This is a genomic window from Nocardia amamiensis NBRC 102102, assembly GCF_001612745.1.
In the GTDB taxonomy this organism is placed as follows: Bacteria; Actinomycetota; Actinomycetes; order Mycobacteriales; family Mycobacteriaceae; genus Nocardia; species Nocardia amamiensis.
The window spans coordinates 25,854-39,758 of the sequence record NZ_BDBA01000055.1; the positions used below are offsets into that span (position 1 = coordinate 25,854).

The following is a 13,905-nucleotide window of genomic DNA, read 5'->3' on the forward strand; positions in this document are numbered from 1 at the left end:
GCTGGCCGATCCCGATCGCCGCACACGCATCGCAGAGCAGGACCGTTTGCATGACCGTCCGGACGCCGTGGATCAGCTCGCGTGAGTAGTGTGCTCGGCAGCCTGCTAGCCCGTGTTCCAAAGTGGCTGCGGTCGACTCGTGTGGTAGTAGCTGAGCGGTAGTGTTGCGGAGTGGGGAGTGCGTGTCTGATCTGTGACAAGCATCGAGGTGTCGGCCGTCTCGTCGGTCCGGTGATCTTTGCCGACGAGTTGGTAGTGGTGACGCATCGACCGCTGACCGAGGGCAGGCCGGTTCCGGGGTATCTGTTCGTCGAGACCAGGCGGCATGCACCGACGTTGGCGGATCTGACTGACGCCGAGGCATCTGCGGTCGGATGGGCGGTTCGCCGCGCCGCGTATGCGTTACGGCGCGAACTTTCACCCGAGTTCGTCTTCTCCGCGGTCGCCGGTCGCAGCGTCACGCATTTCCACCAGCATGTGTTCGCCCGGGCTGACGGCATGCCGGAAACGCTGCACTGGTTCGATGTCGATTCCTGGCCCGATGGACCACGTATCGACGCCTCGGCATTGAGATTGCTGACCGGGCGTCTGGCCACCTACTTCACCGGCCGTGAATAGCTTGTCCGAGTCGGCAGGTCACTGCGGACTCCGCAATGCCGCCAAACGGCTCGGACATGCCACAACTGGAAGTTCTAGTTGCCGTCGGACTTCGTATCACGCCGCGATTGGCGCGACTGCGATCGCCCGCCCGTCGCGGGTCGTCACGGTGATGTGCGGTTCGTCGCTGCCGTAGGCGCGGATGACCGCAAACGCCAAACCATCCGCTGCGATCGGTACGACCTGCTTCTCCAGCGAGGAACTCACCGTCAGGCATACCGCGTCGTGGGCGGCGCGGCCGATCACCGCGAACCAGCCTTCGCCGGACTGGTCGGCATTGGCGGAACGGAACCGTGTGCCGAGTCGCTGCAACGGCTCCCAGCTCGAGGTGCGGTCGTTCCGAGGCCCAGACGGCCGGGGTGCGCCGAACATGGTTCCGTGCGTCGCCCACTGGTCACCGTCGGGGTGAACGAACACGATGTACCGGCCCTGGTTGCCGTCGATGACGACAGCGGCGATGTCGTCGCGGATGACGACGCTGACCGGGGTGAGGTCCCGGTCAGCGTCCGCGAGGGCATCGAGCGCCACGGTGACCGCTGGATGGTCCAGAGCGTCCATTGGCTGTCCCCTTCCCTGTAATGTCAGCAGATCGCGGAGATGGTGGCGCTGTTGTCGCCGCCGTGGTCCCAGTTGCCGTTGAACGCGTTGACGATCACCTGCGTATGGAAGCCGTACAGGATTCCCGCGTTCGAACATGACGCGGAGTACAGCGTTTCCACGTCGGGGGCGGTCGAGGCGTCGGTGCGTTCGGCGTGCAAGTACCGTTTTCCGTCCGAGGCATCGTACCGCCAGAGCTTGGTGGTGACGCTGCGCAGCGAGGGCCGACCGGTGCAGTGCACCTTGAACCCGTACGAAATCGACGCAATCGAGTTGTGGCCGTTCTTGCGCGGTTCGATAGCGTGCGGGAAGCACACCACATCGTCCTTCGCGGTGTGGGCGTCGGCGTGGGCGATGGTGGCTGTGCCGAGCAACAGCGTGCTGGTGAGCGCAGCGGTGCGGATCGCCGTGGCGATGATCATTGGTTCCTTCTGTTCCGGCAATGTCCGGGTTGTTGAGGGCTGGTCCCTCCAACACCCGCAATCGAGGAAATCGGCTCCTCGATCAGGGCATCCAGCTCGTCCTTTCGGGACCCCTGCATGGTTTTCAGCGCGGCGGCTCGGCGACGTTGTAGGCGTGGTGGTCCGCGTCGTACGCTCCCGCCCATTCGCGCACGGCTCTTGCAAATAGCCGGACCAGTTCGGCTGGCTGCCCGAATCCGGCAACCGGTGGCCCGATGAACGGTGTACGCTGCGGCAAACCGTCTGATGACCTCTCGGTGTCGGTGACCGTGACGGCTTCGACATCAATCGTGGGCACGCCGAGGGCTCGCGTCATGTCTTCCGGCTTGTCGTAGGAGCGGATTTCGATCGGCCATCCGTCCGGGCCCACGACAGACCATGTGCCGTCGTTGGATTGCAGGAAGCCCAGGTGGTTGTCGTTGATCATGCGCACACCACCGACCCGTAGGCGAGGGCGGTCATGTACTGTTCGCAGCCGCCGTGGCCGGAGTGTGCGGACAGCAGGTAGCGGGCATGCTCCATGCCCTCGACAGCGGGTGTCAGGGTGCAGTCGGCGACGGTGATCTCCCAGCGGGCCCGCGTTTCTGCTGTGGCTACGGCGATCACCGGACGTCCCTCCCAGGCTTCATGCGTCCGGCTTCGGTGAGCACGCGGATCGCGGCACCTTTCGCGGCGCAGGAGATCGCGTCACAGTCGATGTGCTCCTGCGTGATCCAATGAGCCTCATCCACCGCGTAGGGGCGTGCCGGTGCGGCGTGTGGGTCGTGGGCTAGGCATTTGGTGCCATCGTCGTCGACACTCGTGTCGGCAGGGCCATGCCGATGGAGGGCGCCGGTGATCAGCCAGGCGATCAGGAATACTGATCCGATGACTACGATGACTGTGAGTTCCGCGGGCATCTCGATACCCCTTGTGCGCGTTGTGTTCTAGTAGGAATCCGCCGCCGGGGAGCCGATGAGCGGCACTGCGTCCGTCCGGCGGCGGGGTTCCTCTAGCTTCACCGTGTTCGGCATGTGATCCAAGGCACGAATCTCGTACAGAGGCTGTACTGTTCCCGTACCGACTGTTGCAGGTGCGGGACAAGGGGGGTGGCCGATGATCGTCATCGAGAAATGGACGAGAACCGAGGTTCGAGCGCTGCGCACGGCTGCCCTGCGAATGACGCAGGAGGAGTTTGCCGAGATCCTCGGGTTCAGCGTCGAGACCATCCAGAAGTGGGAACAGAAGACATCGGCCGATCGTCCGGTCGTGCGCAAGTCAGCAGCCGCGCTCGACGAGCAACTCGGCCGACTCGACGCCAGCCAGCTCGAACGGTTCCGGGCTGCTCTCGCGAGTGCATCTTCGCTCCTGGACGGGCATCCTGTTCTCAGCGGCACTGCGGTCTCGGGCGCAGACGAGCCACCGCAGACAAGTGATCTCGGGACTGCTGCGTGGGAAGTCGAGGACGACGTGAAGCGGCGTGAGTTCGGCAAGTTGGCTACGGCCGGAGCTGTCACGATCTTCATCCCCGAAAGTCCCGGCCGAATCGGCATGGGCGACGTCCATCGGCTCTTGGCCGGTGTCGATGCACTCATTCAGGAGGATCAGCGCAGAGGCGGAGCCCAGTTGGTTGATCTTGCCGTCGAGAAGCTGGCGCACGCCATAGACCGGCTCGAAACCGGTGCATTCGATACCTCCACCGGGAATGCCTTCACCGGGGCGACCGGGGAGCTTGCGGTGCAAGCCGGGTGGCTGGCCTTCGACGCCGATCGGCACCCGCTTGCGCGCCGGTGCTTTGCTGACGCGATGGCGCTCGGTACCGAGGCCAACGACAATGATCTCATCGCGCACACCTGCTTGACTGCGGCGAATCAGTCTTGTGCTCTTGCGCGTGCCGGCCTAGGCGGCAGCCCTTACAAGGTGCTGCAACTGGCCGATCGTGCCCGTGACCTTGTGCGCGGTCGCCCACCAGGTCGAATCCATGCGTTGATCGCCGTTCGTGACGCGCAGGCGTACGGTCTGCTTGGCGACCGGATGGCGTTCACCCGCGCTATTGCGACAGCATGGCGTGAGTTGGACCAGGCCATGCAGTTCCAGCCGCTGGAGGAGGTTCCGCAATGGCTGCGATTCGTGACTCACTCGGAAGTCGCGTCAGCCGAGGCCCGCGGCTACGCTGACCTGGGTGAGCTGAGTCGATCTGTCGAGTTGTACGCGGCTGCCGTAGACCGACCCGCTGGAATGCGTAACGCCACAATCGTCCGCGCATGGTCGGCCGCGACCAGGGCTGGTCTCGGCGATATCAGTGGCGCACTCGAGCATGGATACCCGGCATTGATGGACCTGTCCGCCATCGCGTCGACACGCACACTGCGTCGGCTCGAGCCGGTTCGGACAGCGGTCGATCGACTGCCCGCCGGTGCGGATTTCCGCGACCTGTACGACTCCCTGAGTCAGAAAGCGATCACCGCATGACCGGCTCGCCGAAGGGGCTGGAATTCGAACATTGCACCGCTGCCGAAGCACGTTCCCGACGCCAGATGGTCGAGGATATCTACCGCCGTTCATATGTCGATGCCATCGCCTCCGGAGATCCGTTCGACTCGCCCTCGGAGTTCATGCGCCGGTTCGATTCCTACACTGATCCCCGTAACAGCGGATTCGCGTATGTGCTTGCGCGAGTCGGCGGTAAGCCCGCAGGCCAAATCTGGGGCTGGCCGCTACCCCCGAACGCGCTATGGTGGACAGGATTGCATCTCGACAGCGGCGACCTCGAGCAGTTCACAACCGAGGACGGCACACGCACATTCGGGCTCAGCGAGATCATGGTGTGCGCAGAGCATGCCGGCCAGGGCATCGCACGCGCTCTGCATGACGAATTGCTCAGCTCCAGAACCGAACAGCGCGCGACACTGCTCGTCGAAGCGGACAACAAGCGCGCCTACGAACGTTATCGGCGATGGGGCTGGAATAGGGTCGGATGGCTGCGCCCATCCTGGCCGGACGCCCCACAGTTCGATGTGCTGATGCGCGAGCTACCAGGCGACGCACGGTAGGTCGCCGGACCGACCCCGCACACCGAGGCGGGGGAGGTTCTACCGACCGAGCGGTTGCCCTACTGCCGCGCCATGTGCATGCGCATCTCGCTGTGGATGTCGGTGATCAGCTCTCCGGAGAGGTCAACGACGACGGTGTGCAGTGTGCCGCTGAACCGGAAAGGCGGTTGGTAGTCGGGCGTCACGGAAGCGGACTGGCCACGTATCCGCGCCGTCGTCGCCGAGGTCCACGACCGCGACGACCGACTGGCGCAGTTCTGCGAACTATTGCGCCTACACGGACTGTCCGCGTGAACACGACAGGACCCGAGCCTGGCCGGAACAGAACTGTACGAGGTCTACGCCGTCAGGTCGACCGACAACTAACCCATTCCGATCGCTGGGCCGACGAAGCCAGGTGGGTGGCGTTGCATAGCACGCCACCCACCTGTCGTGGGTGACGATCGGCGGCAAGTAGTTCCGGCGGCGCGTCAGCTGGGGGCTGATGTTGTCGAGTACGGCGCGGACGCGGGTGAGTCGATCTCGCCACCAGGCTGATTGTTTCGGTTCGGTGAGTTCGTACGCCTCGAGCAGTGCCGGATCGGGTGTGGGTGGTGTGCGCAGGACCGGGAGGTAGCCGTCGACCGGGCGAAACGAGCGGGTGTCGGTCACGATGTCGCCTTCGAGTAGGGACAGGGTGCCGAGCCCGCAGGCGTAGTCGAGTTCGGGGCAGGGCTCCGGCCAGGGGCGAGTTGCGCTGCGAGGCCGACGCTGGTTTCCAGGGCTGAGGAGACTACACAGGGCAGTCCGGCTGCTTCGGCGACTTGCAGGGAGCGCCGTACGCCGCCGAGCGGGGTGCATTTGATCACGGCGATGTCGGCGGCGCCTGCGACCGCGACGCGTAGGGGGTCTTCGGCGCGGCGGATAGATTTTTCGGCGGCGATGCGCACCTCGACTTGGCGGCAGACTGCGGCCAGTTCTTCGATTGTGCGGCATGGTTGTTCGACGTATTCGAGGCCGCTGGCGGCTTTGTCGAGTTGGCGGATGTGGGAGATGGCGGTGTCGATGTCCCGGTGAGTCCCGCTTGTTCGCGGACGCCCCTGATGTTCTCCTCCTGGAGTACGCACGATCGCTGAAGCGGGCGGGCGCGGACCTGATCATGACCTACGACGCGCTCCGACTCGCCCGCCTGCTGACCCAGGACGGCTCGGAATGATCGATGAGCCTGCCATGGTCCCTCCGCTTGTGCGGTCCGCACAGGATGCCGCGCAAGCGGCTCAGTTCGGAATGTCGTGCACCAACCGGACCGGCGCGTTACTGCGGATGTTGGCTGCCAGCAAACCCGACGGCAGGATCCTCGAACTCGGCACCGGCACAGGCGTCGGGGCGGCGTGGCTGCTGTCGGGGATGAGCCAGGACGCCCGACTGGACACGGTCGAGTCCGACGCCGTCACATGCGCGATTGCCCAGGGCGTGCTGATGCGTGACCACCGGGCGACACTGCATTGCGCTGATGCTCAGGGCTGGCTTGACAGCTACTACGGCACGTGGTTCGACCTCGTGTTTATCGACTGCCGCCCAGGGAAATTCGCACAACGAGGCTTGCTCATCGATCACCTGGCGCCGGGAGGACTGTACGTTGTGGACGACCTGCTACCGCAAGCAACCTGGCCGAACGACCATCAACCACGCGTCGACCGCTTCCTGGCAGAGATCGGAGACGAGGATGGCTTGCACGTGGCCCGGTTGTCATGGGACAGCGGCATAATCATCGCTGCACGGGCCCAGGTGTAGAGTCGCCGCCATGTCGCGTTCGCGCATCATCCGGATAGCCACCCGATCGAGTCCGATGGCCCTGGCTCAGGCCGAACAAGTCGCCACCTTGCTCGCGGGGTTCGGCGTCGGTAGTGAGCTGGTCAAGGTGACCACGGCTGGTGATCGCTGGATGGGCGACTTGTCCAAGCTCGGGGGGAAGGGCGCGTTCGTCAAGGAAATCGACCGCGCCCTTCTCGACGGCGAAGCCGACCTGGCAGTGCACTGCCTCAAAGACATTCCCGGTGATATTCCTGTGCCCGCAGGCCTCGCCTTCGCCGGGTTCCTGCCGCGCGGGGACATCCACGACGCTGTCATCACCCGCACCGGCGCGCCACTCATGGAGCTGGGCGAGGGAACGGTGGTGGGCACCAGTTCGGTACGCCGCACCGCGCAACTCCACCTGCACTACCCGCACCTGACGATCAAGCCGCTGCGCGGCAACGTGAACACTCGACTTGCCCGCCTGGAGGCGGGGCACGTCGACGTTCTGATCGCGGCCGTGTCTGGTCTGCACCGGGTCGGACAACAGCACCGGATCACCGAAACACTTGACCTCGAAACGATGTGCCCGCCCGTGGGGGCGGGCATCATTGCCCTGCAATGCCGCGGCGACGACACCGAACTACTCGACCACGCGGCACGGCTCGATGATCCCAGCACTCACCAACAAGCCACCGCAGAACGGGCCATGCTGCACGCGTTGCAGGGCCACTGCAACTCACCGATCGCCGGATACGCCGCCATCGAGCCCACTGGCCGAATATCGTTGCGCGGGCGCGTGTTCAGTGCCAACGGCTCGCAGTGGCTCGATTCCCACCACTGGGGCGTCGGAGAGGAGCCGGAGGCATTGGGGTTCTTTGTCGGCGCGGACTTGTTGCGTCAGGGTGCGCGCGCGATCATCGACGCCATCCCGTTCTGTCGATGACGGCGACGGAGAGAATGGAGTGGGCCGCGACGAAGAGCGGCGATATTTCTGGCTCGATTCCGCTCGCGCGTACCTGTTGGCAGGCGACCCGGACTCGGCAATCGACGCACTGTACGAGTCTCGCGCCGCCAGCCCGGAGCACTTCCGTGCCTCTCTGACGGTCAAGGCCACGATTCGGACGACAGCGCAACAACAACGTCGGGTCGACACCAGCCTGCGGTCACTGGCGAACTCGGCAGGTGTTGCCGACTGATGCAGTACAGACCTGACGAGCTGTTCCACGGCGCCGCGCCCTACTATGCCCTGTACCGCCCTGGCTACCCACCGGAGTTCTTCGCCGAGCTTCGGGACCGGTTCGGGCTGAACGGCACTCAGCACGTCCTCGATTTAGGCTGCGGCACTGGACAGATCGCGATACCGCTCGCCCCTGCGGTGGCCACGGTGTTCGCCGTCGACCCCGACCCCGACATGCTGAAAGAAGGGGAGCAACGGGCGACGGATAGCCGCAATATCGAGTGGATGCGCGGCGACTCCTACCATCTCGATGCGTTGAATCTGCCGCCGCTGGACCTGGTCGTCATGGGCAAGTCGTTCCATTGGACCGACCGCGCCGCGCTGCTGTCCGACCTCGACACCCGAATCCGACCGCAGGGTGCGGTGGTCGTTGTCACCGGAGAACTGTTCGCCAACGCCGCCGTTCCACCGTGGGACGACGTCGTTACATCGGTCCGCGCCAAGTACTTAGGCCCGCGCCGCCGCGCTGGGTCCGGCACCTACCACCGCTCCGAGGAAGGTCACTACGAGGTTCTGGTTCATTCACCGTTCCACGATGTCGACGTTCTCCGGTGGGAATGGAGCATCGACCGGGATGTCGACGCGATCATCGGGCTGCAATTCTCCTACTCCTATTCCAACCCAGCCCAATTCGGTTCCGAGGAACGTTGCGCGGCATTTGCCGCCGAACTGCGCGCTGCGCTGCTGGGTCGATACCCCTCCGGTGTGGCGACCGAACCCCTCGGCATCGAAGTATTGATCGCAACCCGCGCTCGCTGACTGCCGCAGCAAAGATCACCCACGGACGAGCTGGGGGATTCTGAGCCGTCAGGACGACAGACAGCTGACTCGCCCCGTTTCCGGGTGAGTGGCGTTGCACGTCAAGCGCGCAACGCCACTCAGCAGAGCGCCGGAGGCTGTGGCGCCTGTTCTGCTGCTAGCCGATCCCGATCGCCGCACACGCCTCGCAGCGTAGGCCCGTTTGCACGACCGCCCGGACGCCGCTGACCGAGCGTCTGGCCACCTACTTCACCGGCCGTGAATAGGCTGTCCGAGTTGGCAGGTCGCTGTTCGACAGTGTTTCGAAGTGGAGTGAGGGCGGGCTGGTGCTCGCCCTCACTCGTCTCGGAGCTAATGGTTGATGGCAGCGATCAGTCGTGGTCGGCGATGATCTGGTCGTCATCGGAGATGATTGATTCCGTAGACGAGGATGTCCGGCGTTGCCGAGGTCGATCGAAGGCTCAGCCCGCCACAACGTGATCGGGCTGGATGTGGATGATTACCCGCTCGACGCTTCGTCTCTCCTCGTAGGGGTAGGTGTTTTGATCAAGGTACTTGCGCGCCAACTGGTCAAGGAACGCTTTCTGAGGGTCCGGCTCGATCTCGACTACACGGCCGCGCACTTCCAGATAGCGGTAAGGGTTTTCGGGGTCGAGGATCGAGACCGATACCCGCGGGTCCCGCTGAATATTGCGGTACTTTTGCCGGTCGGTGCCGGTAGAGATGAGCAGCTGTCCGCCCGCTGCGTCGTACCACACAGGGTGTGACTGCGGCTCGCCGTCCGGCCCGAGCGACGAGAAATGCGCGAAGCTCTTCTTGTCGAGCAGGTCGATGTGGCTGTCGGGGATCTCGGCAGCCCGTGTCTTTCTGCTCCCCGTGAGCCTGTTGATGCTGTCGACGTCGTTCGCCGCGTCGCGGATGATCTCCGCCATCATTCTCTCCTTGCTGTTGTGGATCCGGGGCCGTTGAAGTACCGATATCGAGTCCCTGCAGCGCTACTAACCGGGCGTTGCCTCGAACCGGCTGGACTGCACGCCGCGGTCTTCGGAGCAGCTTTCGATGGTGTGCTGGTCCTTCCGGGTGAATCCCGTCAACACGATGTTGTCGCGCATGGACGGATTCTCACCTAGGCCACCGACAGGTGAGGCGACTCGAGAACCTGACCCACGCCAGCCACCCGCCTCGTGAGTGCCCGAACGCGTGGTCGGCTGGCTCGTCGTGGCATCCGCCGGATGGTTCGGCTTGCTGGTTACCGTGGCGGCGGCCGGCGGGCTGATGAACGCGCACGATCGTGGAATCCACGCTCACGTGCCAGGCGATGCGGCCAGCGGCATCGGCGAAGGCCTGCAGCATCTTCAGGATGAACACCCAGGCCCCGGCGCGCTGCCAGCGCCGGAACAGTGCGTAGATCGCCCGCCGCGACTCGTACTGCGACGGGATGTCCCGCCCCGGTGAACCGGCCCCGGTACGCCACCGGATCCTGGTGATGAGCTGCACGCCATCGCGTGTAAGACCACTCACTTGGAGAATTCCGGTCTCCAGACGACGCACAAGTATGGATCCGGTTGGGAAGGTGCGGTGACGGCGTGGGCAGGTACGGATCCATTTGGCGGGTCGACCTGGTGCACGGTGCCGAACCAGATTTACCCAGCCCGAATAATATTCGCGACGCGGGTCCGGTTCTGTGACCGATATCTTGGCCATGGCCTGGCGGGAAGCCGCGGGCCGTCTCAAAGTGTCTTTGGGTGAGCGAACTCCCTATGTGCTCGCGAGACTGTTCCATCGGGAGGGCGCGGAGCTGCGCTGGATGATCCACACCATCGAGCGTATGGATACCAAGCTCGCGGCGGATGTGATGCGGGCGGCGCAGATGGGGGTGGACCGGCGAGCCTCGCTCCCCGAAATTCAAGCGCGGCTGGCGGCTGTCCAGAGGACGCATCGCGCCGGCCTTGCCGCTGGGCGGAATCTCGCCCGCACCTCGGTCGTGTAAAGGTGTCCGACGCGCCCTACTGCCGCGCCATGTGCATGCGCATCTCGCTGTGGATGTCGGTGATCAGCTCTCCGGAGAGGTCCACGACGACGGTGTGCAGTGTGCCGCTGAACCGGAAAGGCGGTTGGTAGTCGGGCGTCACGGCCGAGCCCGGGTTGGCGCCGCAGGTCATCCCGCCGGGGTTGAAAGCGACCGGAGTGATGAACGGGAAGTCGGCCTCGGCGACCAGACCGCGGTCGATGTAGAGCCGAGCGCGGCCCGGTGTGCCTTTGCCGTTGGCGAAGTCGGGCGCACCGGTGGGTTCGAATTCGAAGCGCAGTTCGTGGCGGCCTTCGGGAACGATCTCCGTGGCGGAGACTCGGTGGGTGGTGCGCCGAACGTAGTTGTGAGCGTAGTGCAATCGGCCGTCCTTGACGAAGAACGACCAGCCGCCGGCGTTGGTGCCCTGGCAGAGCAGGACGCCTTCGGCGCCGCCGGGCGGGATCTCGACATCGGCGGTGACGCTGTGCGGGCGGTTCAACACCCGTGGCGAGACGGCGGCGGGCAGCGTCTCGGTGCCCGGCCGCAGCGTGTAACTGGTCTGGGCCGGGGTGATCTGCGGGCGCTCCACGAGCAGCCTTTGCAGCCCGCTGCCGTCGATGGGCAGCACGTCGTATCGGCCGGCTTCCACGTACCACAGTGAGATCATTTCGATGAGCTTGTCGCGGTGCTCGGCGGCGAGGTCGCTGGTCTCGGCGAAGTCCTCGGCGATGTGGTACAGCTCCCAGTGGTCGGCGTCCAGCTTGCCGAGATCGTCCGCGGTGATGGGGCTGCCGAAGGGTTGGCCCGCCTCGGCGAAGGAGGGCCCGGGCCACGGGCACACGGCACGCCAACCGTGGTGGTCGATCGCGCGGTGGCCGAGCATTTCGAAGTACTGCGTGTGGTGCCGGGTCGCCGCGGTCGCGTCGTCGAACGTATGGGCGAAGCTGACACCGTGCAGCGGGGACTGGGACACGCCTCTGATGGCGGCCGGTGGTTCGATTCCGAACGCGTCGAGGACCGTCGGAACTATGTCGATCACATGCGCGTACTGGGTTCGCACCTCACCTTGCGCCGTGATACCCCGAGGCCAATGGACCAGGAACGGATCGCTGACGCCACCGCGGTATGTCTCGCGCTTCCATCGCCGGAAGGGCGTGTTGCCCGCCCAGGTCCAGCCCCACGGGTAGTGGTTGAACGTGGTCGGGCCGCCGAGTTCGTCGATGGCTCGGAGACTGTCCTCCAGCGGTTCCGGAGCGTTGTTGAAGAACTGCAGCTCGTTCGTGGTCCCCGTGACACCGCCCTCGGCGCTGGCTCCGTTGTCGGAGACGAGCATGATCAGCGTGTTGTCGAACTCGCCGGATTGCTCGAGGAACTCCAGCAATCGTCCGATGTGGTGGTCGGTGTGGGAGACGAATCCGGCGTAGACCTCCATCATTCGCGCGGCGAGCCGACGCGCGTCAGGCGACAGCGAGTTCCACTCCGGCACATCCGGGTCGCGGCGGGAGAGCCGGGCGTCCGGTGGTATGACGCCGAGCTGGATTTGGCGCTCGAAGGTGTACTCGCGGTAGGCGTCCCAGCCGTCATCGAATTTGCCTCGGTAGCGATCCGCCCACTCCTTCGGCACATGGTGCGGTGCGTGGGTCGCCCCGGTGCAGAAGTTCAAGAAGAACGGCTTGTCCGGGGCGACCTGCTTGGCGCTGGCGATGAACGAGATCGCCTTGTCGACCAGATCCGCGGTCAGGTGGTAGCCCTCTTCGGGGGTCGCGGGCGGCTCGACCTGGTGGTTGTCGTAGACGAGGTCCGGATACCACTGGCTGGTGTCGCCGCCGAGGAAGCCGTAGAACCGCTCGAAACCGCGGCCGAGCGGCCAGCGATCATAGGGACCGGCAGCCGATTCCTGCTCCGATGGCACCAGGTGCCACTTGCCGACCATGTAGGTGTTGTAGCCGTGCTGCAGCAACATCTCGGAGAGGAATCCGTTCTCGAACGGAATGTTGCCGTTGTATCCCGGATATCCCGTGGCTATCTCCGTGATGCCCGCCATCGCATTGGCATGGTGGTTGCGCCCGGTGATGATGCACGAGCGCGACGGTGAGCACAGCGCCGTCGTGTGCATGTTGTTGTACAGCAGTCCACCCGCCGCCAGGCCGTCCATATGCGGTGTGGAGATGGGACTGCCATAGCAGCCGAGCTGACCGAAGCCGGTGTCGTCGAGCACGATGAACAGCAGGTTCGGTGCCCCCGGGACCGCGCGCACCGGTTCGGGCCACGCGGGACTCGACACATCGATCGTTCGCCCGATGACGCCGGGAAAAGCCGTTCCCGGCCGGTACTCCTCGAGTGCCATCTCCTCGGTCCTCCGTCCTGCCGGATGGAACTTTGTTGTCCGAACAGCGATGCACACGGTGCGGTCGCGTCAACGAGATAGTTCAGCTCGGTGAAGTGCTGGAATTCTTGCTCTGAAGCGCAGGCAACCTTCATCGTCGATGGCTCCGGAATGTGCAGGACCGGGCCACGAAATGCCGCCTCGGGGGAGAAACATCGCACCCATCCGCTACTGCGACGGCACAGTGGAATGTTAGACGACCAGTAGCGCGGCTGTTCGGCGAACGAAGAAGCACCCGCGATGTCCGTTGCCGCGGCCAGTGGTGAGCCGGCCGCGGCAACGGTAAGCGCCGGGGACGGGTTTCCCCGTCGGATCAGGCAGTGATGTCAGAACGCTGCTTCGTCGAGCTCCATGACGCTGGTGTCGACATCGGAGATGATCGACCATTCGGCGCTCAGATGCGGCAGGACGGTCTTCGCGAAGAAGGACGCGACCGCGACCTTGCCTTGGTAGAACGCACGGTCCTGCTCTTCGGCGCCGGAATCGAGTGCGGCGAGGGCGATCTCGGCGGCGACGATCAGCCGCCACGCGACCAGCAGGTCGCCGACGGCGAGCAGGAACCGCACCGAGTTGAGCCCGATCTTGTACAGCTCCGCGGGCTGTTCCTGCGCCGCGAGCAGATGCTGGGTGAGGCGCGCCGCCATGTCCTGGACGTCTTCGAGCGCGGTGGCCAGCAGCACCTTCTCGGCCTTCAGGCGGCCGTTGCCGGTGGGGGATTGCGCCGTGTCGCGGATCTTTCCGGCGACGTGGGCCAGCGCGACGCCGCGGTCGCGGGCGATCTTGCGGAAGAAGAAGTCCTGCGCCTGGATGGCGGTGGTGCCCTCGTACAGCGAGTCGATCTTCGCGTCCCGGATGTACTGCTCGATCGGGTAGTCCTGCAGGAAGCCGGAACCACCCAGGGTCTGCAGCGACTCGGTCAGGTACTGGTAGGCCCGCTCGGAACCGACGCCCTTGACGATCGGCAGCAGCAGATCGTTGACGCGGGCGGC

At 64.9% G+C, this 13,905-nt stretch carries 20 protein-coding genes; 9 read left to right on the forward strand and 11 right to left on the reverse strand.

All coding sequences use genetic code 11. The features are described 5' to 3' along the window. Positions 1 to 231 precede the first annotated feature (231 nt). The gene (locus NA4_RS12990) at positions 232 to 618 is read left to right on the forward strand and encodes an HIT family protein (RefSeq protein WP_218022295.1); all 387 of its coding nucleotides are present in this window, start codon (positions 232 to 234) and stop codon (positions 616 to 618) included. 96 nt (positions 619 to 714) lie between these two features. On the opposite strand, the gene NA4_RS12995 is transcribed toward NA4_RS12990, so the two are convergent. The 5 genes from NA4_RS12995 to NA4_RS13015 all read right to left on the reverse strand — a co-directional run bounded on the left by NA4_RS12995 (position 715) and on the right by NA4_RS13015 (position 2,614). Beyond that, complete coding sequence (locus tag NA4_RS12995; RefSeq protein ID WP_067469267.1) at positions 715 to 1,215, reverse strand: hypothetical protein; 501 nt, start codon at positions 1,213 to 1,215, stop codon at positions 715 to 717. A gap of 23 nt (positions 1,216 to 1,238) precedes the next feature. Further along, positions 1,239 to 1,676 (reverse strand): hypothetical protein, encoded by a 438-nt coding sequence (locus NA4_RS13000; RefSeq protein WP_067469270.1) that lies wholly within the window; start codon positions 1,674 to 1,676, stop codon positions 1,239 to 1,241. A gap of 124 nt (positions 1,677 to 1,800) precedes the next feature. Next, positions 1,801 to 2,142 (reverse strand): hypothetical protein, encoded by a 342-nt coding sequence (locus NA4_RS13005; RefSeq protein WP_157128976.1) that lies wholly within the window; start codon positions 2,140 to 2,142, stop codon positions 1,801 to 1,803. Then, entirely contained in the window at positions 2,139 to 2,321 is a 183-nt protein-coding gene (locus tag NA4_RS13010) for a hypothetical protein (RefSeq protein ID WP_067469276.1), read from the reverse strand. The genes NA4_RS13005 and NA4_RS13010 overlap by 4 nt, the downstream gene beginning before the upstream one ends. After that, the gene (locus NA4_RS13015) at positions 2,318 to 2,614 is read right to left on the reverse strand and encodes a hypothetical protein (protein ID WP_067469279.1); all 297 of its coding nucleotides are present in this window, start codon (positions 2,612 to 2,614) and stop codon (positions 2,318 to 2,320) included. The genes NA4_RS13010 and NA4_RS13015 overlap by 4 nt, the downstream gene beginning before the upstream one ends. 259 nt (positions 2,615 to 2,873) lie before the next feature. Here NA4_RS13015 and NA4_RS44100 point away from each other — a divergent pair, with 259 nt between their 5' ends. Beyond that, positions 2,874 to 4,166 carry a helix-turn-helix domain-containing protein gene (locus NA4_RS44100; protein ID WP_507763396.1) on the forward strand — a complete coding sequence of 431 codons (1,293 nt, stop codon included), beginning with the start codon at positions 2,874 to 2,876 and terminating at the stop codon, positions 4,164 to 4,166. Continuing rightward, positions 4,163 to 4,747: a GNAT family N-acetyltransferase gene (locus NA4_RS13025; RefSeq protein ID WP_067469282.1), complete on the forward strand. Its 585-nt coding sequence runs from the start codon at positions 4,163 to 4,165 to the stop codon at positions 4,745 to 4,747. The genes NA4_RS44100 and NA4_RS13025 overlap by 4 nt, the downstream gene beginning before the upstream one ends. 59 nt (positions 4,748 to 4,806) lie before the next feature. Here the strand turns inward: NA4_RS13025 and NA4_RS43240 are convergent, their stop codons facing one another. Both NA4_RS43240 and NA4_RS40295 read right to left on the reverse strand, forming a co-directional pair. After that, on the reverse strand, positions 4,807 to 4,932 hold the full coding sequence (locus tag NA4_RS43240; protein ID WP_281180010.1) for a hypothetical protein: 126 nt from the start codon (positions 4,930 to 4,932) through the stop codon (positions 4,807 to 4,809). A gap of 462 nt (positions 4,933 to 5,394) precedes the next feature. Beyond that, the gene (locus NA4_RS40295; protein ID WP_307188580.1) at positions 5,395 to 5,853 is read right to left on the reverse strand and encodes an enolase C-terminal domain-like protein; all 459 of its coding nucleotides are present in this window, start codon (positions 5,851 to 5,853) and stop codon (positions 5,395 to 5,397) included. Here NA4_RS40295 and NA4_RS43245 point away from each other — a divergent pair. The 5 genes from NA4_RS43245 to NA4_RS13050 are packed head-to-tail and all read left to right on the forward strand — an operon-like array spanning position 5,811 to position 8,519. Beyond that, the gene (locus NA4_RS43245; RefSeq protein WP_281180011.1) at positions 5,811 to 5,942 is read left to right on the forward strand and encodes a hypothetical protein; all 132 of its coding nucleotides are present in this window, start codon (positions 5,811 to 5,813) and stop codon (positions 5,940 to 5,942) included. The two genes, NA4_RS40295 and NA4_RS43245, sit on opposite strands and share 43 nt — an antisense overlap. Beyond that, positions 5,939 to 6,520, forward strand: a complete 582-nt coding sequence (locus tag NA4_RS13035; RefSeq protein WP_067469283.1) for an O-methyltransferase — start codon at positions 5,939 to 5,941, stop codon at positions 6,518 to 6,520. The genes NA4_RS43245 and NA4_RS13035 overlap by 4 nt, the downstream gene beginning before the upstream one ends. Before the next feature lie 10 nt (positions 6,521 to 6,530). Then, positions 6,531 to 7,466: a hydroxymethylbilane synthase gene (gene hemC / locus NA4_RS13040; RefSeq protein WP_067469285.1), complete on the forward strand. Its 936-nt coding sequence runs from the start codon at positions 6,531 to 6,533 to the stop codon at positions 7,464 to 7,466. 19 nt (positions 7,467 to 7,485) lie between these two features. Then, a complete protein-coding gene (locus NA4_RS13045) occupies positions 7,486 to 7,719 on the forward strand; it encodes a hypothetical protein (protein ID WP_067469289.1) in 234 nt (77 codons plus the stop codon). Next, on the forward strand, positions 7,719 to 8,519 hold the full coding sequence (locus NA4_RS13050; RefSeq protein WP_067469292.1) for a class I SAM-dependent methyltransferase: 801 nt from the start codon (positions 7,719 to 7,721) through the stop codon (positions 8,517 to 8,519). The genes NA4_RS13045 and NA4_RS13050 overlap by 1 nt, the downstream gene beginning before the upstream one ends. Positions 8,520 to 8,980: 461 nt before the next feature. Here NA4_RS13050 and NA4_RS13055 read toward each other — a convergent pair whose 3' ends face one another. Both NA4_RS13055 and NA4_RS39060 read right to left on the reverse strand, forming a co-directional pair. Continuing rightward, positions 8,981 to 9,454, reverse strand: a complete 474-nt coding sequence (locus NA4_RS13055) for a PPOX class F420-dependent oxidoreductase (RefSeq protein WP_245671318.1) — start codon at positions 9,452 to 9,454, stop codon at positions 8,981 to 8,983. 187 nt (positions 9,455 to 9,641) lie between these two features. Beyond that, on the reverse strand, positions 9,642 to 10,040 hold the full coding sequence (locus tag NA4_RS39060) for a hypothetical protein (RefSeq protein WP_169811025.1): 399 nt from the start codon (positions 10,038 to 10,040) through the stop codon (positions 9,642 to 9,644). A gap of 163 nt (positions 10,041 to 10,203) precedes the next feature. Here NA4_RS39060 and NA4_RS13065 point away from each other — a divergent pair, with 163 nt between their 5' ends. Then, complete coding sequence (locus NA4_RS13065; protein ID WP_067469297.1) at positions 10,204 to 10,509, forward strand: hypothetical protein; 306 nt, start codon at positions 10,204 to 10,206, stop codon at positions 10,507 to 10,509. A gap of 16 nt (positions 10,510 to 10,525) precedes the next feature. On the opposite strand, the gene NA4_RS13070 is transcribed toward NA4_RS13065, so the two are convergent. Both NA4_RS13070 and NA4_RS13075 read right to left on the reverse strand, forming a co-directional pair. After that, complete coding sequence (locus NA4_RS13070) at positions 10,526 to 12,877, reverse strand: arylsulfatase (RefSeq protein WP_067469300.1); 2,352 nt, start codon at positions 12,875 to 12,877, stop codon at positions 10,526 to 10,528. A gap of 365 nt (positions 12,878 to 13,242) precedes the next feature. Beyond that, on the reverse strand, positions 13,243 to 13,905 hold a 663-nt coding region (locus NA4_RS13075; protein ID WP_169811026.1), incomplete at its 5' end, for an acyl-CoA dehydrogenase C-terminal domain-containing protein.